Annotated in this window: 18 protein-coding genes and 1 pseudogene; 12 read left to right on the top strand and 7 right to left on the bottom strand. The window is 63.7% G+C overall.

Annotated elements, in window-relative coordinates:
* Window positions 1-96: 96 nt before the first annotated feature.
* Both EPL01_RS10400 and EPL01_RS10395 read right to left on the bottom strand, forming a co-directional pair.
* On the bottom strand, window positions 97-687 hold the full coding sequence (locus EPL01_RS10400; RefSeq protein ID WP_135825198.1) for a hypothetical protein: 591 nt from the start codon (window positions 685-687) through the stop codon (window positions 97-99).
* A gap of 3 nt (window positions 688-690) precedes the next feature.
* The gene (locus EPL01_RS10395) at window positions 691-1,173 is read right to left on the bottom strand and encodes a winged helix-turn-helix domain-containing protein (RefSeq protein WP_168215864.1); all 483 of its coding nucleotides are present in this window, start codon (window positions 1,171-1,173) and stop codon (window positions 691-693) included.
* A 59-nt stretch (window positions 1,174-1,232) separates the two neighbouring features.
* Between EPL01_RS10395 and EPL01_RS10390 the strand changes: the two genes are divergently transcribed.
* The 4 genes from EPL01_RS10390 to EPL01_RS10355 all read left to right on the top strand — a co-directional run bounded on the left by EPL01_RS10390 (window position 1,233) and on the right by EPL01_RS10355 (window position 10,669).
* The gene (locus tag EPL01_RS10390) at window positions 1,233-1,874 is read left to right on the top strand and encodes a hypothetical protein (protein WP_135825196.1); all 642 of its coding nucleotides are present in this window, start codon (window positions 1,233-1,235) and stop codon (window positions 1,872-1,874) included.
* 169 nt (window positions 1,875-2,043) lie between these two features.
* Window positions 2,044-3,537: a hypothetical protein gene (locus EPL01_RS10385; RefSeq protein WP_135825195.1), complete on the top strand. Its 1,494-nt coding sequence runs from the start codon at window positions 2,044-2,046 to the stop codon at window positions 3,535-3,537.
* A gap of 153 nt (window positions 3,538-3,690) precedes the next feature.
* Window positions 3,691-9,375, top strand: coding sequence for a VWA domain-containing protein (locus EPL01_RS22030; RefSeq protein WP_210424122.1), 5,685 nt, complete (start codon window positions 3,691-3,693; stop codon window positions 9,373-9,375).
* Between the two features lie 358 nt (window positions 9,376-9,733).
* Complete coding sequence (locus EPL01_RS10355; protein ID WP_135825194.1) at window positions 9,734-10,669, top strand: phosphorylase family protein; 936 nt, start codon at window positions 9,734-9,736, stop codon at window positions 10,667-10,669.
* A gap of 251 nt (window positions 10,670-10,920) precedes the next feature.
* On the opposite strand, the gene EPL01_RS10350 is transcribed toward EPL01_RS10355, so the two are convergent.
* Window positions 10,921-11,346, bottom strand: a complete 426-nt coding sequence (locus EPL01_RS10350; protein ID WP_135825193.1) for a helix-turn-helix domain-containing protein — start codon at window positions 11,344-11,346, stop codon at window positions 10,921-10,923.
* Window positions 11,347-11,446: 100 nt separating this feature from the next.
* Here EPL01_RS10350 and dgoD point away from each other — a divergent pair, with 100 nt between their 5' ends.
* Complete coding sequence (dgoD, locus tag EPL01_RS10345; protein WP_135825192.1) at window positions 11,447-12,595, top strand: galactonate dehydratase; 1,149 nt, start codon at window positions 11,447-11,449, stop codon at window positions 12,593-12,595.
* Between the two features lies 1 nt (window position 12,596).
* Window positions 12,597-12,935 carry a DUF8048 family protein gene (locus tag EPL01_RS10340; RefSeq protein ID WP_135825191.1) on the top strand — a complete coding sequence of 113 codons (339 nt, stop codon included), beginning with the start codon at window positions 12,597-12,599 and terminating at the stop codon, window positions 12,933-12,935.
* A gap of 7 nt (window positions 12,936-12,942) precedes the next feature.
* Here the strand turns inward: EPL01_RS10340 and EPL01_RS10335 are convergent, their stop codons facing one another.
* On the bottom strand, window positions 12,943-13,902 hold the full coding sequence (locus EPL01_RS10335) for a Gfo/Idh/MocA family protein (RefSeq protein ID WP_135825190.1): 960 nt from the start codon (window positions 13,900-13,902) through the stop codon (window positions 12,943-12,945).
* Window positions 13,903-14,095: 193 nt separating this feature from the next.
* Between EPL01_RS10335 and EPL01_RS10330 the strand changes: the two genes are divergently transcribed.
* Complete coding sequence (locus EPL01_RS10330) at window positions 14,096-14,995, top strand: hypothetical protein (protein WP_135825189.1); 900 nt, start codon at window positions 14,096-14,098, stop codon at window positions 14,993-14,995.
* A gap of 66 nt (window positions 14,996-15,061) precedes the next feature.
* Here the strand turns inward: EPL01_RS10330 and EPL01_RS10325 are convergent, their stop codons facing one another.
* Window positions 15,062-16,834: an ABC transporter ATP-binding protein gene (locus EPL01_RS10325; RefSeq protein ID WP_394346245.1), complete on the bottom strand. Its 1,773-nt coding sequence runs from the start codon at window positions 16,832-16,834 to the stop codon at window positions 15,062-15,064.
* Here EPL01_RS10325 and EPL01_RS22695 point away from each other — a divergent pair.
* Window positions 16,721-17,026: pseudogene (locus EPL01_RS22695) on the top strand (hypothetical protein); the annotation flags it as partial. The gene EPL01_RS10325 and the pseudogene EPL01_RS22695 overlap by 114 nt on opposite strands.
* Here EPL01_RS22695 and EPL01_RS10315 read toward each other — a convergent pair.
* Window positions 16,933-18,987 (bottom strand): ATP-binding cassette domain-containing protein, encoded by a 2,055-nt coding sequence (locus EPL01_RS10315; protein WP_168215863.1) that lies wholly within the window; start codon window positions 18,985-18,987, stop codon window positions 16,933-16,935. The pseudogene EPL01_RS22695 and the gene EPL01_RS10315 overlap by 94 nt on opposite strands.
* A 132-nt stretch (window positions 18,988-19,119) precedes the next feature.
* On the opposite strand from EPL01_RS10315, the gene EPL01_RS10310 reads away from it, so the two are divergent.
* The 4 genes from EPL01_RS10310 to EPL01_RS10295 all read left to right on the top strand — a co-directional run bounded on the left by EPL01_RS10310 (window position 19,120) and on the right by EPL01_RS10295 (window position 21,937).
* Window positions 19,120-20,058, top strand: a complete 939-nt coding sequence (locus EPL01_RS10310; RefSeq protein WP_135825186.1) for a winged helix-turn-helix domain-containing protein — start codon at window positions 19,120-19,122, stop codon at window positions 20,056-20,058.
* A gap of 122 nt (window positions 20,059-20,180) precedes the next feature.
* On the top strand, window positions 20,181-20,954 hold the full coding sequence (locus EPL01_RS10305; protein ID WP_135825185.1) for an SDR family NAD(P)-dependent oxidoreductase: 774 nt from the start codon (window positions 20,181-20,183) through the stop codon (window positions 20,952-20,954).
* A gap of 163 nt (window positions 20,955-21,117) precedes the next feature.
* On the top strand, window positions 21,118-21,477 hold the full coding sequence (locus EPL01_RS10300) for a HalOD1 output domain-containing protein (RefSeq protein WP_135825184.1): 360 nt from the start codon (window positions 21,118-21,120) through the stop codon (window positions 21,475-21,477).
* Between the two features lie 208 nt (window positions 21,478-21,685).
* Window positions 21,686-21,937: a hypothetical protein gene (locus EPL01_RS10295; RefSeq protein WP_135825183.1), complete on the top strand. Its 252-nt coding sequence runs from the start codon at window positions 21,686-21,688 to the stop codon at window positions 21,935-21,937.
* 15 nt (window positions 21,938-21,952) lie between these two features.
* Here the strand turns inward: EPL01_RS10295 and EPL01_RS10290 are convergent, their stop codons facing one another.
* Window positions 21,953-24,115: a S9 family peptidase gene (locus EPL01_RS10290; RefSeq protein ID WP_246045670.1), complete on the bottom strand. Its 2,163-nt coding sequence runs from the start codon at window positions 24,113-24,115 to the stop codon at window positions 21,953-21,955.
* Window positions 24,116-24,160: the final 45 nt, after the last annotated feature.

The following is a 24,160-nucleotide window of genomic DNA, read 5'->3' as shown; positions in this document are numbered from 1 at the left end:
CGGGAGTCGTCGGGCGGGAGGCGGTTAAATCGCCGGGTCGTAACTATAGTTTGGGAATCGGAAAGGAGAGTGAGATTTTTACGCCAGAGTTTAAATCTATATCCGGATATTTAATTCTATGTCCTCATCGTCTGTTTCGGAAACTTGGACAGAGTGATGAAGGTAGTCACTACCTTTCTCCCCAGTATTTAATACTGCTTCTGTACTACTATAGTAGTCAGACAGAGAAAAGTTGTCCTCATATGGGAAGACTAGACTGAACACAGAAAACCCATTCATTTTCCCCTTCTCGGTTGTATCGATCTCGCAAAAGGTATCAGAATTTAAGACTCGCTGTTTGAGCTGATATTCTAACCATTCTAGTTCAGTTTCATCATGCTTATTTATTATTTCGTTTCCGACATCACGAGGATTCTCCTCTTTATCTACCAATTCCGTAACTGTTTCCTCACCTAATCGATTTGCTATTGTTCTAGACAAGGAAAATCTAAACATCACTTGGAAAAATTCGAACTGAGGAGTTCCGTAAACATTGTAGTACGCAGAATATGTCTCATCAAGCGCTGTAAATCCTATAACATTACTATCCTGTTCAAAGACCTCCCTTTCAATGATTTCATCCCCTAGCTTCTGGCTGTAATCTAAGAGTGTGTCTTTTGCTAAGGAAAGTTCTTGATCAGAGGGCATTAGTTAAGAGTTCACCTTGATTTTGCTTTTAGTAGTTTCTGAATTATCCCCTATTGAAGGATTTCGATCAGTTGGTTCTTGTTGAAACCTTTCATTTGTTCGACCCATATTTCGATTTGAATAGACTGATTGTCTTTGCCAAGTGGGATCAATGCTTTCGAATAGATGGTCAATGAATCGCTTGCCGAACGAAGTGATGGTATACTTCGCTTTGTATTTCTCGCTGTGCTCCCCAAACTCTTCACGGTCTAAGAGACCACCATCCATAAGCCGGTCTAAGTTTCTTGAAAGAGTATTCTGGTGGACATCTAGTTCCTCTTGTAATTGAGTGAATGCAAGACCTTCCTCTTTGATTAAGAGTACAACAATTGCATATTGAACATCCCCATTTATTGCATCAATAGCTCTCTTAATCTCATCTGGTATTCTTCCCGAGTACTTTTCAACAGGGGGGCTCGACTGAGGGGGCATTGTTTCGTTGGTCAAGATGTTGTGACCCCGAGGATTTAAATCTTCTGTCCGCATAATTTCGCAAGTACCCTATAATGAGCAACAGGGACCGCTTTGAGGAAAAGTACGGGGCAGTTAATCAAAGATTGGAGAGAGCCAAGAAACGCCTTTCAATAGGTATATTTGGTCCCTATGGCGGGAGCTGTGAATATATTTTAGAAGAAATCGCAGAAAAACTCCGCGAAGATGGCTATAGAGCGTGGCTCTGCTCAGAACGGAATGAAAAAGAGATAATAAAGAAGAATTCAGACTCAGAAGATGAATTTATTTGGAAAACTAGCAGACAATGTCTAGAAGAAGCAGACCGAGCAGTCTTTATTTTGTTGGAACCACTAGAGAACAGATTTGAGGATGGTAAATTTGATCCATCTTATGAGCAAAACTCATCTGTGACGGCGGAATTTACATACTGGATAAGCAATCTAGATACTAGAGGGGAGAAAGGCGTAATACTGTATGAGAACAATCGGCGGAAGAAAGTAAGCGGTCTTGTTCAAGGACAAGCAGATACAGAAAACTTTAATTCTAGAGATATTTATCCAGAAAGGTGGGCAAGCGACCATGGAAAGGAGCATCTTGAATACGACGAACAAACTATTGGAGCTATGCACCAAGCAGTTTCATCTCAATGCTATAACTGGATTGACGAACATGAAGAAGAAATATTAGATATTTAGTTCTATAGTTCCGAATTCACCCTTCTTATTACTTCTTAACCAGCGCACTGTTGAACCTCTTCTGAATCTGCCGGTATTGCTTAATATGCCCGTCCTACCGGCGGACAGACCCCCTGTAAAGAATTACAGACGGATTATAACAAAACGCGTCGGACCCCGACAAGCGCGCATGGAAACGGCACGCGCAGTCGGACTGCGGGCGGTCGCGCTGGCGGCGCTGGTCGTCGGCGCTGGCCTCGCGGGGGTCGTCCCCGCGGCGGCGACCGGCGGACCGGCGGTCGAGTCCTCGGAGGAGCAGAGCGCGAGCGAAGCAGAAATCGACGCTCGCACACCCCCGGACCTCCCCGAGCAGTGGCGACAGACCTACGGCGGGAGCGGCGACGACATGATTTCGGACCTCGTGGCGACCGACGACGGGGGCTACCTCCTCGTCGGGTGGACCGAGACGGACGAGGAGCGCGACGGGTGGGTTCTCAAGACCGACTCGAAGGGCCAGAAGCAGTGGTCCAAGACCCTCGGCGGACCGGGCACCGACCGGTTCTGGGGCCTCGCCCGGACCGAACAGGGCTACCTCCTCGCGGGTCGGACCGACGACGGCGGCGCGAAGGGGTGGGTCGTCGAACTCGACGCCGCGGGCGAGGTCCGCGACCAGCGCACCCTCGGGTCGGGAGCCTTCTACGCGGTCGAGCGCCGCGATGCCGACGCCGGAACCGAGTACCTCCTCGCGGGGTGGACTCACGGCGAGGACGGAAAAGCTGGCTGGACCGCCAAGCTCGCTGGCGGCTCCGCGGGCGACTCCTCCGACTCGGGCGACTCTACCGACTCCGCCAACCTCTCGACGGTGTGGGAAAAGAGCTACCAGACCCCCGAGGAGTACGACGACGGCTACCTCCGGGCGGTCGTGCCGACCGACTCGGGCTACTACCTCGCCGGGAAAATTGCGGGCGACAGCGACGACGGGTGGGCGCTCAGAGTCGCCGACGACGGCACCCTCCGGTGGCAGACCACCGCGGGCGGCCCGGCCCGAGACGACGTGTGGGCGGCCGCGCCGGGTTCGACCGACGGCGACGCCAGCGCGGGCTTCCTCCTCGCCGGAGAGACCGAGAGCGACAGCACCGGCCCGCGAGACGGCTGGCTGGTCAAGTTCGGCCCGGAGGGAAGCGTCGAGTGGGAGCGCCGACCCGGCGGCGAGGGCACTCAGTGGCTCGACTCGGCGATGCGGACCGAACAGGGCTACTTCGTCACGGGCGGGTCCGACGCCGGGCCGAAGGGGAGCGTGGACGGCTACGTCGTGCAGACCGACGAGAAAGGCCGGACGAAGTGGTCGAAGTACTACGGCACCGACGGCTGGGACAAGCCGTGGCCCGCCATCCGCGACCGAGGAGGCTACGTCCTCGCGGGTCAGACCTCCGGCGACGGCGCGCAGGGCAAAGACGGTTGGCTGGTCAGCATCGGCGAGCGCGCTGACGGCCCGGGTACCACAACTCCCGACGAAGGCGGAACCGGAGGGGAATCGGCGAACGACAGCGAGGAGACCGGCGACGAAGCCATCGAGGGTGACACCGCCACGGGCACCGCCGGGGCGGACGGCGGGGTCCCCGGGTTCGGCGTCGGCGCGGCCCTGCTCGCACTCGCGGCGGCCCTCCTCGCGCTTCGACGGTAGACCGCCACTCCGGGGATAGACCGGCGCTCCCCGGCCTCCCTCCGGCGGTAGGCAGCGCTTATACGTCCGAAAGCGGAGGCAACGCGACGTTACGCTGTCTCTGACCTCCGCATAACAAAGAACGGAGCGACGGTATCCTGTGAGAGAATCACAATGACATCCGGGGAGGGTGGCGGTTCGAAACGCCGGAGAGGCGCACTCGTTTTCGCGTGGCTCCTCGTCGCCAGTAGCATCGTCGGCGCGGCCGGGATGCCTTTCGCGGCCGCGGGTACTTCTCAGATACAGGGGTCTGGCGCGGACGGCGCACCACCCCCGTCGAGCGCGTCCGGCGCGCCCTCAGCGGATTCTTCCTTCTCGTCCGCTCCCTCCTCGTCCCCGATAACGGCGGTGCCGTCCGTCGGCGAACTCGGCGGTAGCGACGGAAACGCGGCACAGTCCCAGAGCGATAGAGGAGATAGGGAAGGAAATAATAGCGAGGCTAAAAGCAATAATAACCGAGTCAGATCGAATCAGAATAACCAAGCCGAAGCGAGTCAGGCGACCAGATGCAGTCAGAGCGCGATTCCGCGCGGACCGGCCGGGTCCGCGAACCTCTCGGACGCCGACGCCAAACTCTCGGGCGCGGCGAGCAACGACCGCGCCGGGTGGTCGACCGACGTCGGCGACGTGAACGGCGACGGGGAGGCCGACCTGCTGGTTGGCGCGCCGTCCAACGACTCGGCGGGCGAGGACTCCGGGGCGGCCTACCTCTTCTACGGCCCGGTCAACCGGAGCGAAATCGAGCTTTCGGAGGCCGACGTCACCTTCCGGGGGCGCTCGTCCGGCGAGCGCGCCGGGTTCGCCGTCGAGTTGGGCGACCTGAACGACGACGGCTACGCCGACATCGTGGTCGGCGCACCCCTCGCTGACGCCAACGGCCGGGACTCGGGCGCGGCCTACGTCGTCTACGGCAGCGACGACTTGCCCGAGACGGTGGGACTGAAGTTCGCCACCGCGACCTTCCGCGGGGCCGAGGCGGGCGACCGCGCCGGGTGGTCGCTGGCGACGATGGCGAACGCGAGCAACGGGACCGCGGGCCTCCTCGTCGGCGCGCCGCAGCACGACGGCGTGGCCCCCGACTCCGGCGCGGCCTACCTGACGTACATGCCCCGGGTGGGGACCTTCGACCTCGGAAACGCCAACGTGACCTACCTCGGCGCGGCCCGGCGTGACTACGCCGGGTCGTCGGTCGCGGCGCTCGACGCCGACAACGACAGCGTGAGCGACGTGCTAATCGGCGCTCGGGGCAACGACTCGGTCGGCGAGGACGCCGGGGCGGCCTACCTCCAGTACGGACCTCAGCTCTCGGGAACCTCCCTGCTGGTGAACTCGCCGGTCACCTTCCGCGGCGCTGGCGAGGGCGACCAAGCCGGGTTCGCAGTCGCCAATGCTGGCGACCTGAACGACGACGGCAGAGACGACGTGGCTATCGGCGCGCCCTTCCACGACGTGCCCGCCGAGGAGGCCGAGGACGCCGGGGCGGCCTACGTGGCCTACGGCGGCGACCTCTCGCGCGAGGTCAACCTCTCGACCGAGGCCGACGCCGCGCTCCCCGGCGAGGAGGGCGGTGACCTCGCCGGGTGGTCGCTGGCGGGCGCTGGCGACGTGAACGGCGACGACCACGCCGACCTGCTGGTTGGCGCGCCCTTCAACAACAGCACCGCGTCGAACGCTGGCGCGGCCTACCTGCTCTACGGCTCGCAAATCGCCGAGCAACACTCCCTTTCCGGGGCGCACGCCAAGTTCAGCGGGAAGTCCGAGGGCGATTTGGCGGGGTACGCGCTCTCGGGCGGCGACGTGGACGACGATTCCGCCGCTGACCTGCTGGTCGGCGCGCCGTTCGCCGCGCTGGGCGAGGAGACCCCCGAGAACGAGAACACCGGCGCGGCCTACGTCGTGAAGGGTAGCTGTCCGGAGGAACCGGCGAAGAAAGAGACGACGACCACCGTGCCGCCGACCCCCGAATGCAAACCGGGCAAGCCGGTGGACGTGATGCTGGTCACGGACCGCTCGTGGTCGATGAACGGCGAACCGCTGACGGCGGCCAAGCGAGCGGGGAGTCGGCTGGTGAGCGCCGTGGACCGACCCGACGACCGACTCGGACTCGTGTCGTTCTCCGAATCGGCCCGGGTAGACCAGCGACTGACAGGTAACCGCGAGCGAGTGATTCGGGCGATAGACCGGCTCAGCGCCGACGGTAAGACGAACATCGCCGAGGCGCTCAGCACGGCGGACGACGCGCTCCAGTCGAGACAGCGCCAGAACGCCCAGCCAGTCATCGTCCTGCTGTCCGACGGGGACCACAACCAGGAGGGCGACCCCAGAGCGGTCGCGCGGCGAATCAAGCGGGACGGCACTCGCGTCATCACCATCGCGCTCGGCGACGAGGCCAACAAGGACCTGCTTCGGTCGGTCGCCTCCTCGCGCGAGGACTTCTACGACGCGCCGTCGCCGGGCGACCTCGTCGGCATCTACGACTCCATCACGCAGGAAATCTGTGAGAGTCCGGAACCGAAGACGCCGGACACCGAGACGACCACGACGACGACCACCACCACGACCGAGACCCCGACGCCGGAACCCCTCCGCATCCGGGTGGCGTTCGACTGCCGGAAGGTCACGGTCGCGGCCGAGCAGTACACCCGCGTCGTCCTGACCTTCGAGGACGGCGACACCCAGACCTTCCGGAGCATCTACAGCGGGACGAACACCTTCGCGGGCACCGGCAAGAACGAGGGCGAGGTCGTCACGCAGGTCAAGGTGTTCAACGGGCCGGACACCTTCGAGGTCCGGCGCAACGACGTGAGCGGCTGTGAACCCGCGACGCCGGAACCCGACGAAGAGCAGTTCTTGCCGCGAATATTCTTCGTGAGTTGCGAGAAGGCGGTCGTGCAGGCCGACCAGTTCCGGTCGGTCAGGCTGACCTTCGCCGACGGCGAGACGCAGGTGTTCCGCGGCGACTTCGAGGACCGCGGGCAGTTCGTCGGCACCGGCGATAATCAGGGCAAAGTCGTGAAATCCGTCACGGTCAGCGGCCCCGACGGCGAGTCGGTGACGCGCAGGAACCCGAACTTCGAGGCCTGCGCAGAGCCGGAGACGACCACTACAACCGAAACGACGACCACCACGACAGAGACCCCGAGACCGCTCGACCCCAGATACGACTTCGCCTGCAAGAAGGTCGCGGTGGACGCCCACCGTTACGACTCGGTGCGACTGGTGTTCGAGGACGGCGACAGTCAGACCTTCCGCGGGCACTTCCGGGGCCGGAACGTCTTCTTCGGGACCGGGGACAACCGCGGGGAAGTTATCGAGCGCGTCGTCGTCAAGCGCGGCGACCAGTCCGACCGCCAGCGCAACCCCGACTTCGAGGAGTGCGTCGAGCGCGACACGACGACGACCACGACGACCACGACGCTCCCGCTCCCGACCACGACCACCACCGAGACGCCGACCACGACCACCACGACCGAGGAGCCCGGACCGCCGCCGAACGCCAGAGCGGTGAGTCCCGACTGCGAGCGACTGCGACTCACCAACCCGAGCACCGAGCGCATCACGTTCTCGGTGACCGCCGAGTCGGGACTGACCGAAGTCGTCATCCTGAATCCGGGCGAGAGCGAGACGTTCGGGATTTCGCCCGGCACCTACCGGGTGCAGGCGAAGGCTGGCGGTCTCGTCGAACCGACCCGGCCTGCGACGGTCAACGGCGACCAGATAGCCAGCGTCACGATTGGGGCGTGTCCGACGCCGACTACGACGACACCGACCGAGACGACGACCACCACGGAAGAACCGACGACAACCGAGACGACGACTACGACAACGACCACGACTGAAACGCTCACTCCGACCACGACCGAGACGCTAACAACGACCGAGACGACCACCCCGACAGCGACCACGACGATAGAAACCACGACGCTCACGACGACTATCACGACAACCGAAACGCCGACTCCCACGACCGCCACTACCCTCACGACCACGGAAACTCCGACGCCGACAACTACTCTCACGACCACCACGGCCGAGGAGCCCGAACCCCCGAACGTCGAGGCGCGGTCGAACGTCTGCGAGGAGGTGACGGTCGAGAATCCGACCGACGCGAACGTCACGTTCGAAGTCACCGGGTCGGACGACTTCGCGCGGGAGTTCGAAGTCCAACCGGGCGAGGACCGGACGCTCTCGAACCTGACGCCCGGCGATTACTCGGTCCGGGCGTGGGTGCCCGGCGGCGAGAAGCTGGCGGGCGAGGAACTCGACCAGCGCCGGAACGCGACCGTCAACGGCAACGAGATCGACATCCTGCGCGTGGCCGACTGTCCGAACGTCAGGGTCTCCTCGGAGGCCCCGGAGTCGCTGAGCGTCGAGAACCCGACCGACCTGAATATGACGGTCAACGTGACCGGGCCGGACGACTTCGACCGGACGCTGGAGTTGGCCCCCGACAACGAGACCACGCTCGACGAGTTGGCACCGGGGAACTACTCGGTCGAGGCGCGGACCGGGTTCGTCGGCGAGGAGCCGGGCAAGGCGACCGTCAACGACCGGCCGAACGTGACGGTGCGCGTGGCGGCGGCACCGACGCCGACTGAGACGACGACCACCGAGACCACCACGACCACGGAAGAACCCGGCCCGCCGCCGACCACGACGACCGAGACACCGACGACGACCGAGGAGCCGACCACTACGACTACCACGACCGAGGAGCCGACCACTACGACTACCACGACCGAGGAGCCGACCACTACGACTACCACGACCGAGGAGCCGACTACGACGACTACGACCGAGGAAACGACCACGACGACAGAAGAGCCGACTACGACGACTACGACCGAGGAAACGACCACGACGACGGAAGAGCCGACTACCACAACCACCACCGAGGAACCGACTACGACCACGACCACCACGACTGAGGAGCCGACCACGACGACAACCACCACAGAAGAGCCTACGACGACTACCACGACGGAAGAACCGACCACTACCACGACCACCACGACGGAAGAGCCAACCACGACGACTACCACAACGGAGGAACCGACTACGACGACCACCACGACTGAGGAACCGACTACGACGACCACCACGACTGAGGAACCGACTACGACGACCACGACAACTACTGAGGAGCCGACGACCACCACGACTGAAGAGCCGACGACTACCACGACCGAGGAGCCGACCACGACGACCACCGAAGAACCGACCACTACCACCACCACGACGACGATTCCGGAACCCGAGGTCACGCCGCGGCCGGTCGCCGGGTTCCCGCAGTGCGGCGAGGACCTCGGCCTCCAGCGGGCGGTGAGCCTGACCGACGAGGACGGCGAGTTCACCAGCGAGAACGCCACCCGAGTCGGGCCGGACACCTACGAGTTCACGGTCGAGGGCGAGACGTTCGAGCTAGAGTTGGTCGAAGTCGAGCGCGACGACGACGGCGAACCCGTCGCGGTGACCTTCGACTCGACGCTCCGCGTGGACGCGGTCATCGTCTACGGCGGGCCGGGCGCGAACGTCTACGCCTTCCCCGAGGGCGTCACCGAGCGCGCCGAACTCCGCGCGCCGGACAACCCCGGCGGCAACCCCTTCCCCATCGAGGAACTCGCGTTCTGCTACGACCCGGAGACGCCCAACCGCGAGGAGAACTCCTCCGGCGGGATTAGCGACCGTGCAGGCTTCTCCGGTCTCTCGGACCTCTCGGGCCTCCTCGCTGGCGAGGCCGCGACCGCGACAGTGGGGCTGGCGGCCGCGGGGATGCTGGTGATGCGACGACGGCGGTAGCGCAGTAGAGAATTGTTTTTGTTTCTTTGGAGTTGTTTTTCATTTTCTAAACAATCAAGAAGCTATCTTTCCACGAGCGAAAGCGGTCGGAGCAATCCACCGGGGAGCGCTCGGTGTGACTCTCCTCGGCGGTTTGGGCGGATGAAGGGGCCGGCCGGTCGCGGTCGCTGGTCGGCCCCTATCCGTCGCAACCACGTCCGTCGGATATGCCGGCCAGCGTCCGTGAGCGGCCGGGGGCTTCGTAAACCGTCTTCGCCGCGCTCGTCCTGTTGTTGGTGGTCGATTCTCTAGAGCTATCGGTCCCGACTCCGAAGCCTAGACCCGAATTCTAATTTACCGAACCCTCGACAGAAAACGTATGAACAACCCCTCGCCATCCCTCGACGTTCTCGTCCTGCCAGCGTTCGCGGCCGAGGACTTCCGACTTCCCGACGACCACGACGAGTCCGCCGAGGGCTTGCCGACCGAACTCGACTACTGGCTCGAATCCTACGATTTCGCAAACGAAATTCGCGTCCCCGGCGCGAACGCGCCGGTCTGGTACACCGACGACGGCGTGGGCATCACGCCCACCGGGATGGGCAAGACAGCGGCCGCGACCACCGTGACCGCGCTGCTGGCCTCGCCCGACATCGACCTCTCCGAGGCCTACTTCGTCACCGCCGGGGTGGCCGGGGCACCGCCGAGCGTCGCCACCGTCGGGAGCGTCTTCGTCGCCGACGCGGTGGTCGATTGGGACCTCAAGCACCGGTGGGCCGACGATGACGGCCGGAAAGAGGGCGACGGCGCGAGTCCCATCGACCTCCTGAAGTACCGACCCCACGACTACGTCCACCGACTCGACGAGGACCTCGTCGCCACCGCCGTCGAAGTCGCCGAGGAGGTCGAACTGGCGGACGCCGAGGAGGCTACCGAATACCGCGAGCGATACGCCGAGGAGACCGCCCACGAATCACCGTTCGTCGGCGTCGGCGCGACCGTCTGCGGCGACGAGTTCTGGCACGGCACGCCCCTCTCCGAGCAAGCCGCGTGGCTGGTCGAGCAGTACGACGCGGGAGTCTACGCCACCTCGGAGATGGAGGACTTCGGCACGGCGACCGCGCTCGCCAACTTCGGGAAGTTGGACCGCTACCTGAGCGTCCGCGGCGTGGTCAACTTCGACCAGCCAGCGCCGGGCCGGTCGGCCAGCGAGAGTCTGGCCGACGGCGGCCTGTTCTTGGACCTCGGATTAGAGAACGCGTTCCGGGTCGCCTCGGCGGTCGTCAATCGTCTCGTGGGAGAGTGTTCGGAGTAGCAGACGAAAGAAGAACGTCGGCCTCGAAATCCCTCGCGCGGTTCACGGTCACTCAGCAGGATATTTCGCGGGCGCAGAACTGCGCCCGCGAAATAGTCGCCGTGCTGAGATGACCAAGCCGAGCGCGAACCGCGCTCGCCCTTTCAGTCCACCAGGACGTGGTCGCTGTCACCAAGCGAAGCGCATGGATAGTGGTGGCTAGCAGTGCGTATCTGACCACTACCGAATGGGACGAGCGATTCGGAATCGAGTCAAACCGAGGCTTCTGCGTCCCGAATCAGTCGGCGGACGTGGCCAAGCGAGTAGGAGACGCCGTACTCGCGCTCGATGAACTCCTGGACGAGTTCGGGCGTCCACGAGGAGGCCTCGAAGCCGTAGGCCTGTGGGGAGTCCGCGAGGGCGTCGAACACCGACCGGCGCTCGGCGTCGTCCAGTTCCGAGGGGCGGCCGGGGCGTTCGTCGTCCTCGATGGCCTCCGAGAGCGGTTTCTCTGCGATGCGGTCCAGCCAGTAGTAGAGCGTCGATTCCGGAACGTCGTACCGCTCCGAGAGCGTCGAGACCGCCACGCCGTCCTTGTAGGCGATAGCGACCATCAGGCGCTTGGTCGCCTTCGAACTCTCGGCCGCGTCGAGTTGCTCCTGCAGAGCGGAGAGCGGGACGCCGTCGAGCTTGTCCATCACTTTGAATTTTCATTTTTCCGTGTTTTAACTCTTGCGAGATTAAGTCTCCGAGGGAAGTCCCGGAGGATTTAGTCGGTCGGCGGCGTAGCCCGCGAACATGGAAATCACCGACTACGAGCTGTTCGAGGTGCCACCGAGGTGGCTGTTCCTGCGCCTCGAAACCAGCGATGGTCTCGTCGGGTGGGGCGAACCGGTGGTCGAGGGCCGCGCCCACACCGTCCGCGCCGCGGTCGAGGAGCTACTGGAGGGCTACCTGCTGGGCGAGGACCCGCTCCGAATCGAGGACCACTGGCAGACGCTCTACCGCGGCGGGTTCTACCGGGGCGGCCCGGTCCTGATGTCGGCCATCGCGGGCATCGACCAAGCCCTCTGGGACATCAAGGGCAAGCACTTCGGCGCGCCGGTCTACGAACTGCTCGGCGGCAGGGCCCGCGACCGCGTCAGGGTCTACCAGTGGATAGGCGGCGACCGACCCGCCGAGGTCGGCGAGGCCGCCCGAGAGAAAGTCGAGGCCGGATTCACCGCGCTCAAGATGAACGCCACCCCCGAGATGGAGCGCGTCGAGTCGCCCGCCAAGGTTCAAGAGGCCGAACAGCGACTCGCCGAGGTCCGCGAGGCGGTCGGCGAAGACGTGGACGTCGGCGTGGACTTCCACGGTCGGGTCGCTAAGCCGATGGCGAAGCGACTCGCCGAGGCGCTCGAACCCTACGAGCCGATGTTCATCGAGGAGCCGGTCCTGCCCGAACACAACGACGCGCTCCCGGAAATCGCGGCCCACACCGCCACTCCAATCGCCACGGGCGAGCGGATGTTCTCCCGGTGGGACTTCAAGCAGGTGTTCGAATCCGGCGCGGTGGACGTGATCCAGCCAGACCTGAGCCACGCCGGAGGCATCACGGAGGTCAAGAAAATCGCCTCGATGGCCGAGGCCTACGACGTGGCGCTCGCGCCCCACTGCCCCCTCGGTCCCATCGCGCTGGCTTCCTGCGTCCAAATCGACGCCTGCACCCCCAACACCCTGATTCAGGAGCAGAGCCTCGACATCCACTACAACCAGACCAGCGACGTGCTGGACTACCTCGCCGACCCCTCGGTCTTCGAGTACCACGACGGCTACGTCGAACTTCCCGATTCGCCGGGCCTCGGCGTGGAAATCGACGAGGAGGTGGTCCGCGACCGGTCGGGCGAGGTCAACTGGCACAACCCCGTCTGGCGACACGACGACGGGAGCGTCGCGGAGTGGTGAGATGGCGGCCCTCCTCGCGGCGTTTCCGGACGTGGAAGGCGAGGACGACCGCGCCCTCGTGGAGCGCCATCAGGAGGCGGCCCGAGACTGGGAAGGCACGGGAGTCGATGGGCTGGTCTACGAGTACCGGACGCAGTTCCATCGGGACCCCCTCGTGACCCAAGACGAGACGGCGTACTACCTCTCGGTCCGGGGGCACGTCTGGGACGAGTTCGGCGAGCGAATGGGCTTGAGCGAGGACGAGTTGAAGAGGCTGAAGGAGATTCACGAATCGCAGTTCGCGGCGAGCGTCGGGGACGAAGCAGGCGAGGACGAGGCGATGATTCTGGCGAAGGAGTGAACTGCCGTCAAATCCTCAGCGTCTCGCCCTCCGACGCGAAAATCGCGTCCAGCACGCGCTGGACCCGATTCGCCTCTTCGAAAGAGACCAAATCCCCGCCCTCACCGTCGAGTTCGCCGACGAACTCGTCGATGAGTGTGAGCGTGGTCTGCTCTCTGGTCTCGTTCAGCACCGCCTCGTCGTCCTCGCCGCGGTTCTCGACCAGTCGGTACCACTCCAGCAGCGACAGTTTCGATTCCGACCCGAGGACGGTAATCGAGTTCTCTTCTTCCTGCTCGTGGTCGGTCACGAGGTCGATAGTGCCGGATAGTCCACCGACCGAGAAGTGACCCGCGACGGACTCCTCGTACAGGTCGGGGCCGCGGTAGGAGACGCGGGCGCTCACAGTCTCTATCGGGCCGAAAATCTCCTGCACGCCGAACAGGAAGTGGGTGCCGACCTCGCGGAGCGGCCCGCCCTGCTCGCGGGAGGTCAGCCACTCGACGTCCTGCCACTCGCGGGGCCAGCGCGGGAATCGGAAGTCGAGCGTGACGCGCTTGGGGTCGCCGATGTCGCCCTCGGCGATGCGCTCGCGCATCTCCACGAACCCCGGCGTGTAGCGGAAGGGCAGGTTGATAGCGGTCACTCGGTCGCTCGATTGGGCGGCCTCGACCATCTCCCGGCCGCGCTCGGCCGTCTCGGCGATGGGTTTCTCGCAGAGGACGTGCTTGCCAGCATCGAGCGCCGCGGTGACGATTTCCGGGTGGTGCGTGGGCGGGACGCCGACGTAGACGATGTCGATAGTCTCGTCCTGCACGAGATTCCGGTAGTCGGTGTACGCCTCGCAGTCGTACTCCTCGGCGAAGTCGCTCAGTTTCGCTTCGTCTACGTCGCACGCCGCGCTGACGGCGGTCTCCTCGTGGTCGGCGAACGATTCGGCGAGTCGGTTTCCGATGACCCCACAGCCGACGATGCCCGCGTCGTACATGGTTCGAGAGATTGGTTATCGGTATTTGTAGGTGGCGGGTTCGGGAACACAAGAGGTATTTTTGTGTTTTCATTGGAAATAGAAGTATATAAATATAAATATATATTTTATTGAATATTGATATTTATTAGCGGGAAGAGGCTCACAAAATAGCACATTAGTTAAGCAGGGAAAGCTAAACCTGCTAATCACAATGGATTTGAAATGGCAACGGATTAGAGACCCAATTTACGCCGGAGGTCTTGGACTGACCCTGCTCTTAGTACTAGCAGTCGTGATTTTACTCTACCTGTATTTATCAGGAATTTTAGACTCTGCTGAGGCCCGAGTGACTCTTGGGGCTCTTAGTGGTTTAGGTACACTCTTCTTGGCGGCTGGCACATTTCTTAGTCTCTGGCAGAATGAGCGGGAGGTAGATGACTTACGGAAAGAACGTGAAAAACCAATTGTCGTTGATGAGTTACAAAACTTCGTTCAACCTGCGATTGAAACTATAGAGTCAGACATAGAGGGTCTCGAACAAAAAGATCGAGACATTGATTGGCATTATCTGAAGAAATCTTCCGCTCCGCTTTCAGATAGACTTCCCAGATCGGTATACCATCGATATTGGAGAGACGAAGAACAGGATATCACCGCAATAAAACGGTTCCGAGAGGAAGCACCTGATATTTGGGAATTAATTCAAAGACGAGAAGAGACGATTGAGGAAGCCATAGGAATATCTAATGAAATTGAAGATAAAATCCGAACTCCAATTACGGAGTACATCCAGAAAAACGGAATTAGGAATCGAGAAGAGGAAACTCCCGACATTGACCCTCTTTTGAATGCGATTTTGAAAGAAACCGACTCTTACGGTGAGTCCCACGCAGATTACGAAGTTTGGGAAAATCATCGTGATGACTTCATCAAGATACTTCACGAAGAAGCAGGAGCCGATTATGAACAGTTGAGAGAAAAAGAGGCAGAAATTCAGGAAATGACGAGAGAGTTGAAACAGAGACTTTTATCGAGGAAAATAGCTCTACGTGAAGAATACGGTATTTCTTCAGATGAAATTAAGGAAGCAGATGTTCCCCGAGCTGTCTAAAGCTTGTTAAACCAAACATAGAGACGAATCAACAAGCGGTTCGTTCTAAGAGGGTACGATTTCCTTTTATACCCGAAGTCCCTCCACCTCCCCGACCTGAATCCGCCACAACTTGGCGTACCGCCCATCTCGATTCAGAAGCTCTTCGTGAGTCCCGCGCTCGACCACCTCGCCGTCGTCCAGCACCAGAATCTGGTCGGCGTCCCGGACCGTCGAGAGGCGGTGGGCGACGACGAACGTCGTCCGGTCGGCGGTCAGTTCGTCCAGATTCTCCTGCAGGACCAGTTCCGTCTCGTTGTCCACGTGGCTGGTCGCCTCGTCCAGTATCAGCATCGGCGGGTCGCCGACGACGGCCCGAGCGATGGCGAGGCGCTGGCGCTGACCGCCCGAGAGACTGGTGCCGCGCTCGCCGACTCGTGTGTCGTAGCCCTCCGGCAAGTCGGTGACGAACCGGTGCACGCCAGCGATTCTGGCGGCCTCCTCGACGCGCTCGTCGGTGGCCTCGGGCGCTCCGTAGGCGATGTTCTCGCGGACCGTCCCGTCGAAGAGGAAGGCCTCCTGATTCACGTACCCGATGGCGTCGCGCAGACTCTCGGTCGAGACCTCGCGCACGTCCTGCCCGTCCACCCGGACCGCGCCCGAGTCTACGTCGTAGAACCGCAAGAGGAGCTTCACGAGGGTCGATTTCCCCGCGCCGGTCGAACCCACGAGGCCAATCGTCTCGCCCGGTTCGACAGCGAAGTCGAGGCCGTCGAAGACCCGGCGCTCGCTGTCGGGGTAGCTGAACTCGACGCGCTCGAACTCGACGCGACCGCCGTCGAGTTCGAGGTCCGGGGCGGCGTCCGGGTCGGCGTCTCCATCGGTCCCGTCGCTGGCTCCGAGCGACTTTCCGGCGTTGGTCAGCCCGTCGATTCGCTTGGCGGCGGCCTTCGAGGACTTGTAGTGGTCGATGACGCCGCTCAGGTGCTTCAGCGGGAGCGTGAGCCGTTCCAAGTAGAACAGGAAGGGCACGAGTTGCCCGGCGGTTAGCGTCCCGGCGAAAAACAGCGGCGGTTCGACCGTAATCCAGTAGATGCCGACCGCGAGCGTCAGGAGGAGCCACGCGCCGACGACCAGCCGGTTCAGCGGCGACTGGCGGACCGAGGTCCGGCGGCTCGCCAGCCGCGACTCGAAGACGTCGAGCGACGAGTCGGCGACCCGATTTCGCTCGTACTCCTCGGCGGTGAACGACTTGACTACGTCGATGCCGCTGATGTTGGTTTCGAGGCGGGCGTTCAGCGCGCCGCGCTCCTCGCGGACCGCGTCCTTGAGCGGTTCGAGTACGCCCGAGAACCAGCGGTTGAGTCCGGCGATGATGGGGGCCGAGAGCAGGACCACCAGCGCGAGTTGCCAGTTCAGCGCGGTCATGTAGACCAGCGCGCTGCCCAGCGTGACGCTAATCCAGAGCGCCGCGCCGACGATGACGTTGAAGAACGTGTCGAGCGTGTTCACGTCGTCGTTCAGCACGCTGATGACGTTGCCCGTCCGACTCCCGTCGAAGAAGCCCAAATCGAGTCGTTGGACCGCGTCGAACTCGCCGACCCGGACCTCGTGGAGGAATCGCTGTGTGAAGACCGCGAAGCCGTACTCCGAGACGAACGCCAGCAGGTTCGTCAGCAGGTTCAGCCCGACCAGCAGGCCGGTGACGAACACCAGCAAATCGAGCGGTTCGGTCGGAATCCACGCCTGCGGGAGGAGGGGCACCGCGAACGGTTCGTCGTTGAACAGCGCGTCGATGCCGAGGCCGATGAGGAACACGTCCGCGAAGCTGAGGAAGGTCGAGATGACCTCGCAAGCCACCGCAATCGACAGGTAGTGAGCGCCCGACCGGCCGTGCCGCCGGACCAGCGCGAGGAGAGGATACTCTCGGTCCGACAGTTCGCCGAGCGTTTCGTCGGTCATCGCGTCACCTCCGATTCACCGGCAGGCGACTCGTCGGCGGCCGACTTATCGGCGGCCGACTTATCGGCGGCCGACTTATCGGCGGCCGACTTATCGGCGGCCGACTTATCGGCGGCCGACTTATCGGCGGCCGATTCGTCCGCGGACGAATCGGCTGCAACCGACCCGTCCCCGGCGGCGACCTCCCCGGTCTGGATGCGCCAGAGTCTCGCGTAGGTCCCGTCCTCGGCGAGGAGTTCGTCGTGGGTTCCCTCCTCGACCAGTCGGCCGTCGTCCAGCACCAGAATCCGGTCGGCGTCCCGGACAGTCGAGAGGCGGTGGGCGATGGCGAAGACGGTCCGGTCGCCCGCCATCTCCAGCAGGCTCCGCTGGATTTCGGCCTCGGTCTCGTTGTCCACGTGGCTGGTCGCCTCGTCCAGCACCAGTATCGGCGGGTCGCCGACCAGCGCCCGAGCGATGGCGAGGCGCTGGCGCTGGCCGCCCGAGAGGGTCGCGCCGCGTTCGCCTATCTGGGTGTCGTACCCCTCCTCCAGTTCCGTGACGAACTCGTGGGCACCGGCCTGTTTCGCGGCGGTGACGACCGCCTCGCGGGAGACCTCCGGGTTCGCGTAGGCGACGTTCTCGCGGACCGTCCCGTGGAAGAGGAAGGGGTCTTGGCTCACGTAGCCGATTCGGTTCCGCAGGCTCTCGACGCTCACCTCGGCCACGTCTCGGCCGTCGATTCGGATGGCCCCCGAGTCGGGGTCGTAGAACCGGAAGAGGAGTCTGGTGAGAGTCGATTTCCCCGCGCCGGTCGAACCGACGAGGCCGACGAACTCGCCGGACTCGGCGGCGAAGGATACATTTTCGACAGTCGATTCGTCCGCCGAGGGATACGAGAACGAGACCGCGTCGTACTCGACCCGGCCCTCGGTCACGTCCAACTCGGGGGCGTCCTCGGCCTCCGCGAGTCGCTGGTCGCTCCGGAACAGCGAGACCACTCGCTTGCTCGACGCTCGGGCGCTCTCGAACTTGTTGATGACGTCCACCGCGAGGCGGCGCGTCGGGTCGAGGAACGAGAACGTGTAGAGGATGAACGTCAGGAGCGTCCCCGCGGACAGTTCCTGCGTGAAGAAGAGGGGCGGCCCCTCCAGAATCCAGTACGCGCCGAGCGAGAACAGCCCCCAGATGCCCACCGCCGCCAGAAGCCACGAAACTCGGTTGTAGACGGCCCGGAGGCGGAGCGTGGACCACATCGCGGACTTGTACTCGGCGGAAGCGTCGGCCACGCGCTCTCGCTCTCGCTCCTCTCGGGTGAACGCCTTGACGGTACTCAGACCCTCGACGGCGTCCCGCAGGCGACCGTTGACGGTGCCGACGCTCGCCCGGACCTCGTCGTGGCGGGGTTCCAGCAGTCCGGCGTACACCCGGCCGGTCGCAGCGATGAGGACCGGGAGGAGCATCAGGACGACCGCGAGGTTCCAGTTCAGCAGGAGCATGAACGCGAACGCGGTGAGGATTTCCCCGCCGTAGAGGACCCCGTCCCGAACCCCGTCGAAGAGGTCTCCGAGGTTGTCCACGTCGTCGTTCAGGATGGAAAGCACGTCGCCGGTCTCCTCGGCGTCGTAGAAGCGCATCGAGAGCGCGGTTGCGGTCTCGTAGGCCGTGGTCCGGATTTCGTGGAGGGTTCGGAGGCTGGCCTCCTCGTAGACGAGTCGGCCGTACCACTTCGCGGCGCTCTCGGCGGCGATGGCGACCCCGAGGACGCAAATCGTCAGCGCGGCCTGTCCGGTCCGAGTCGCCGGAATCCAGTCGGCGGGGATTCCGGGGAGCGCGTAGGTCTGACTGTCGAGCAGAAGGGCGTCGAGCGCGACGCCGATGAAGAGGGCGGGGATGCGCTGGAGAGCGAGGCCGAACAGAAGCAGGCCGAGCGCGCCAGCAAACGTCGGCCAGCGTCTGCCAGCGAATCGGCGGAGGAGATAGCGTACCGGCGACTGGGGAATGGGCGACTGAGGAGTGCGCGATTCGGGAGAGCCATCCGAGTCGATTCGAGTCGCGTCCGCGTCGGTCATCGTGTTCGGATTCAGACGAGACCGGCATAAGTGTAATCTGCAACGCATTACTGTGAGCTTCCTTACATTCTGTGCGGCGTCGTGTCAGCCCACACCACAACACCCATCACACCCCGCGCCGACGACGGACACATGACTGGCGGTGCATCGAGCGAGAAATCGGGGCTGAGCGTCGAACAGCAGTCGCCCGAGGAGGCCTTCGAGTTGCTCGCCAACGAGGTGCGGGTCGAGATTCTCAGAGGACTCGGCGAGACGCCCGACGAGGCGCTCGGCTTCTCCGAACTCCACGACCGGGTGGACGTCGCCGACAGCGGGAACTTCAACTACCACCTCGACAGGTTGGTGGGGTCGTTCGTCCGCAGGGTCGGCGGCGATGGCGGTCGTGACGACGCCGACAGCACTACCGGCGGATACGAGTTGACCCACGCCGGACAGCAGGTCGTCGGGGCGATGTACGCTGGCACCTACACCGCGAAGGCGAACGTCGAACCCGTCTCGGTCGGGTGGAACTGCCTCCTCTGCGGCGGCGAGATGGTCGTCGAGTACGCCGACGAGCGGGCGAACTTCTGGTGTTCGACCTGCGACGAGGGCGCGAAGTTCTCCTTTCCGCCGGGCGCGCTCGACCAGTTCGAGCGCGAGGAGTTGCCCGAGGCGTTCGCTCGCTGGTACCACCACCTGATGACGCGCCTCTTTCACGGGTTCTGCGGGGTCTGCTCGGGCCGGATGGACGGGGAGTTCGTTCGACTTCCCGGCGGGACCGAAGAGAATCCCCAGACCTCGCTCGTGGAGTTCAGGTGTCGGCGATGCGAGACGGTGGCGACCGCGGCGGCCGAGACGCTGGCGACTTTCCACCCGGTCGCGCAGGGCTTCTTCGCCGAACACGGCTTCGACGTGTCGGCCCGCCACCCCACGCAGATGTGGGGCGAGTTGGACACCTTCGAGACAGTGGTTCTGTCCGAGGACCCGCACCGGGCGGAGGTCCGATTCGGCCACGAGGGCGAGGCGGTCGTCGCGGAAGTCGAACCAGACGCGACGGTCGGGCGGGTCGAGCGACGGTCCGCGGGCGACTGAGACCGGAGAGGAAGCGAGGCCGAAAGCGGCAAGAATGTGAAATCAGGGGTGAATCGAGGGAGAAGCGAGCAAGCCCGTCCCCGAGCGCAGAACTCAAGCCCCGAGCGCACGAGCGTCGAACTATGGACAGATTCGATTGGCAGACAGTTCTGGTCACTGGTTCGACCAGAGGCATCGGCGAGGGCGTCGCCGAGCGATTCGCCCGCGAGGGGGCCGCAGTCGTCGTGACCGGCCGGACCAAGGCGGACGGCGAGGAGACCGTCGAGAGCATCCGCGAGGCGGGCGGAGAGGCCGTCTTCGTGCAGGCTGACATGCGCGAACCCGAGGACATCGCGGCGCTGGTCGAGGCCACCGCCGAGGAGTTCGGCGGCATCGACGTGCTGGTCAACAACGCGGGGGTCGAGACGAACACCTCGGTCACCGAGGCGACGATGGACGACTGGGACCTCGTCCTCGAAACCGACTTCCGGGCCTACTGGCTGACCGCCAAGCACGCCGTCGAACACATGGACGAGGGAGCCATCGTCAACGTCTCCTCGAACCACGCGAAACTCACGATGCCCGAGATGTTCCCGTACAACGCCGTCAAGGCCGGAATAGACGGGATGACCCGCGCGATGGCGCTCGACTTGGGACCGGAGATTCGGGTCAACACCGTGAATCCGGGGTGGGTCGCGGTCGAGCGCACCGAGGAGGACCTCTCCGAGGACGAGCGCAGTCACCTCGATTCCATCCACCCGGTCGGGCGCATCGGCGACCCCGAGGACGTGGCGGGCGCGGTGGCCTTCCTCGCCAGCGACGACGCCGGATTCGTGACCGGCGAGAGTCTGCTGGTGGACGGCGGCCGGACCGCGGTCATGCAGGACGACACGCTACCCGACTACCGCCGGGAGTGAGCCGCCGTCTATCTTTCGCTGTCTGTTCGGAAACCGGAATCCGACTCAGCCGTAGATTATCCGGTGATACCACCCAGTTTACCCCAAAACCACCGTGAATTTTTTATACGTGCATGTTCTCGAAGTGATACGACGAAGCGGGAGTCGGAAGAATCTACAAATCATGAACCGGGACATCGAGCGCCTCACGGAGCGTGCGCCGTCACTCGACCGGGACGGGCGCGCAGCATACCGGGTCGTACCGAACGATTGGGACACGAGTACCACCGTCGTCAGGGCAGTCACCGAAGTCGCCGACTGCGAACTGCTGACCGACGACTGCGTGCTGTACGACGTCGTGGACCCAGACGCCTTGAATCGCCTGTTCGCCGACCGCGAGGACGACGGCGGACCGACCCGGACGGGTCGCGTCGTCTTCGAACTACAGGGTTGCCGCGTCGAGGTCAGGGCCGACGGCGACCACGTCGTCTACGAACCCCGGAGCGACGGCCAGTCCGCCACGTCCGCCGTCAAATCCGCGTGAGTTCGCTCGGCGAACGCGACCCGCCGGTCGTCCGGGGAATGAGGAATACAGGTTAAGAGATTAATTATATTTCCTAAAGCAGTAATTTGTTGTCCGAAAAGCGTAGGGGTGCCGGAGCGGTCCGAACGCGAGTACGAAACGGTCCGAATGCGAACACGAAAAGGTAATCAGGCGATAGCCGCAGGATGAGTCAAGGAGCGATTACCGAATGGCCGTCACGGACGAGGTCTCGTTTTGGGAGATGTACCGCGAGCTGCCCGTCAGGACGACCCTCGCCAGCGTCGTCCCCGTGCTGCTGGGTTTCGCGCAGCTGTGGAACGGGTACGTCCACGGGGTATCTATCACGCGAACCGGCGTCTTCGCGGTCGTGATGACCTTCGCGGCGGTGCTGGTGACGCGCTATCACCTCGTGGAGTTCTACCGGCGGCGACTCCAGCGGGAACTCTACGCCGAGGAGTAGCCACCCCGTTTTAGGCTATCTATTCTCCGGGTCGAAACGCTCGAACCAGTCGGTCAACTCCCGCAGGCGGTGAATCGCCCGGTCGGGGTCGCCGATGTTGTGATGCTCGTCGGGGTAGACGACGAGTCTGGCGGGCACGCCCTGCTTCTTGACGCTGACGTAGAGTTGCTCGCTCTGGGAGGGCGGGCACCGCCAGTCCTCGCCGCCCGCCGTGACGAGCAGGGGCGTCTCGACTTCGCCCGCGTCCACGATGCTGGAGGACTCGTCGTATCTCTCGTCGTTCTCCCACGGCAGGCCGAAGTCGTTCTCCCACCAGACGTGGCTGTCGTCGGTGCCGAACGCCGACCGGAAGTCGTAGACGCCGTGTTCGGCCGCGGCCGCGGCGAACCGGTCGGACTCGGTCACGAGGTAGCCCGTCGTGATGCCGCCGTAGGAGAACCCGGTGGCGAAACATCGGTCGTCGTCGGCCCACCCGCGGGAGACGGCCTCCTCGACGCCCGCCAGCACGTCGTCGCGCTCTCGCGGCCCCCACTCGCCGCGAATCTGCTCGCTGAACTCCCGGCCGTAGGACGAACTACCCCGGTAGTTGACCCGGAGGACGACGTAGCCCTGTCCGGTCAGGTAGGCGTGTTCGAAGGAGAACGTCGGCGCGTCGTAGGAGACGGGACCGCCGTGAATCGAGGCCACGAGGGGTTTCGGGTCGGGGTTGTCCGGGTCGAAATCGGAGGGGAGGTACGCGATGGCCTCGATTTCCTGCCCGTCGGACTCGAAGGTGAGGCGGCGACACTCGGGCGTGTGGCGCTCGGCCAGCAAGTCGTCGTTGAGCGCGGTGAGTCGGGTCAGGTCGGCGTTCCCGCGGTCGGAATCGGCGTCGAGGTCGGCTGCCTGCACGGCGTGGAGGTCCTTACCCTCCTCGGGGTCGGCGAGCGCGACGACCCCGGTGCCCCCGCGCAGGTCGAACCCCTCGATGGTCCGGTCCCGGCCCTGCGCGTCGAAGGTGCGCTCGGGATTTCCCTCCTCGCTGAGTCGCACGAGGCGGGTCAGCCCCTCGTCGCCGACCGGCGCGAGGAGGTCGTCGCCGTCCCACCCGAGGTCGCCGTACCTGGCGACGGTGCGGTCCAAGTCGCCGGACCACGACTCGAATGTAGCTTCATCGCCCGCGAGGTCGGCGACGTAGACCTCCGAAGGGATGTACCAGTTCTCGGGGTTCCCGCCGACGAACGCGAGTCGGCCGCCCTCGGGGTGCCAGCGAAGCCGACTCGCGGTGAGTTCCGAGTCGGTCACCTTCCGGAGGTCCGAGCCGTCTGGCGCGATGGTGTAGACGTCCATCACGTAGTTGTCGTCGGGGCGCTCGGTCCGGTTCGAGAGGAAGGCGATGCGCCCGCCGGGCGACGAATCTCCGGCCGAGGAGTCCCCGGCCGAGGACCACGCGGGACTCAAGCCGGTCGCTGGCTCTCGCGCGCCGCCGCCGTAGGCGTCGTCGAGCCGCTCTGTCTCGCGGGTCTCGTAGTCCACGACGAAGAGGTACGTCGTGACCGAGTCCAGCCACCCCTGTCCGTCGAACTTGTGCTGGAGGCGCTCGGTCTCGATTGGGCCGTCTTCGCGGCGCTGTTCGAGGTACTCGCGCTCGTCGTCGGTCGGGTCGCGGGCCGCGACGACGAGGCGCTCGCTCTGTGGTCCCCAGTCGAAGCCCCGCGCGCCCTCCTCGAAGTCGGTGAGTTGGCGGGCGTCCCCGCCGAGGTCGAGGTCGAACGCCCAGACTTGGGGTTTCGGTTCGTCGTCCTCGCTGTTCTGGTCGTCCGCGTTCTCTTCGTCGTCCTCGTCGCGCTCGTCCCCGGCCTCCTCGTCGGCCTCGTCCGCTCCGCGCGCCACCTCGATTTCGGTGTCCGTGTCCCGCGCCGCGGTGAACGCGAGCTTCGACCCGTCGGGCGACCAGACGGGCGCGCTGGCGTCGGAGGCCCGCGAGAGTCGGTGGGGGTCCCGGCCCCCGTCGGTCGGCGCGACGAAGAGGGATTGCTTTCGCTCGTCCTCCTCGCGGTCGAACTCCTCGGCGACGAAGGCGACTCGGTCCCCGCCGGGCGAGACCGCGAGGTCGGTCACGAGCGTCAGGTCGTAGAAATCCTGTCGGTCGAGCGCGTCGGTCATGTCGGCAATGTGGCGGGCGGGCGTCTTGAGCATGTGGGCACGGGCAAGGGAGAACGGGCACACAGAACTAAGACCGAA

This window comes from Halorussus ruber, from assembly GCF_004765785.1.
GTDB lineage: Archaea > Halobacteriota > Halobacteria > Halobacteriales > Haladaptataceae > Halorussus > Halorussus ruber.
This window is presented reverse-complemented; position numbering and strand designations above follow the sequence as displayed.

What these genes read in the sequence shown, in the direction of transcription:
- EPL01_RS10400 (WP_135825198.1), bottom strand. Translation starts at nt 687, where the DNA reads ATGCCCTCTGATCAAGAACTTTCCTTAGCAAAAGACACACTCTTAGAT.
- EPL01_RS10390 (WP_135825196.1), top strand. Translation starts at nt 1,233, where the DNA reads ATGAGCAACAGGGACCGCTTTGAGGAAAAGTACGGGGCAGTTAATCAA.
- EPL01_RS10385 (WP_135825195.1), top strand. Translation starts at nt 2,044, where the DNA reads ATGGAAACGGCACGCGCAGTCGGACTGCGGGCGGTCGCGCTGGCGGCG.
- EPL01_RS22030 (WP_210424122.1), top strand. Translation starts at nt 3,691, where the DNA reads ATGACATCCGGGGAGGGTGGCGGTTCGAAACGCCGGAGAGGCGCACTC.
- EPL01_RS10355 (WP_135825194.1), top strand. Translation starts at nt 9,734, where the DNA reads ATGAACAACCCCTCGCCATCCCTCGACGTTCTCGTCCTGCCAGCGTTC.
- EPL01_RS10350 (WP_135825193.1), bottom strand. Translation starts at nt 11,346, where the DNA reads ATGGACAAGCTCGACGGCGTCCCGCTCTCCGCTCTGCAGGAGCAACTC.
- dgoD (WP_135825192.1), top strand. Translation starts at nt 11,447, where the DNA reads ATGGAAATCACCGACTACGAGCTGTTCGAGGTGCCACCGAGGTGGCTG.
- EPL01_RS10340 (WP_135825191.1), top strand. Translation starts at nt 12,597, where the DNA reads ATGGCGGCCCTCCTCGCGGCGTTTCCGGACGTGGAAGGCGAGGACGAC.
- EPL01_RS10335 (WP_135825190.1), bottom strand. Translation starts at nt 13,902, where the DNA reads ATGTACGACGCGGGCATCGTCGGCTGTGGGGTCATCGGAAACCGACTC.
- EPL01_RS10330 (WP_135825189.1), top strand. Translation starts at nt 14,096, where the DNA reads ATGGATTTGAAATGGCAACGGATTAGAGACCCAATTTACGCCGGAGGT.
- EPL01_RS10315 (WP_168215863.1), bottom strand. Translation starts at nt 18,987, where the DNA reads ATGACCGACGCGGACGCGACTCGAATCGACTCGGATGGCTCTCCCGAA.
- EPL01_RS10310 (WP_135825186.1), top strand. Translation starts at nt 19,120, where the DNA reads ATGACTGGCGGTGCATCGAGCGAGAAATCGGGGCTGAGCGTCGAACAG.
- EPL01_RS10305 (WP_135825185.1), top strand. Translation starts at nt 20,181, where the DNA reads ATGGACAGATTCGATTGGCAGACAGTTCTGGTCACTGGTTCGACCAGA.
- EPL01_RS10300 (WP_135825184.1), top strand. Translation starts at nt 21,118, where the DNA reads ATGAACCGGGACATCGAGCGCCTCACGGAGCGTGCGCCGTCACTCGAC.
- EPL01_RS10295 (WP_135825183.1), top strand. Translation starts at nt 21,686, where the DNA reads ATGGCCGTCACGGACGAGGTCTCGTTTTGGGAGATGTACCGCGAGCTG.
- EPL01_RS10290 (WP_246045670.1), bottom strand. Translation starts at nt 24,115, where the DNA reads ATGCTCAAGACGCCCGCCCGCCACATTGCCGACATGACCGACGCGCTC.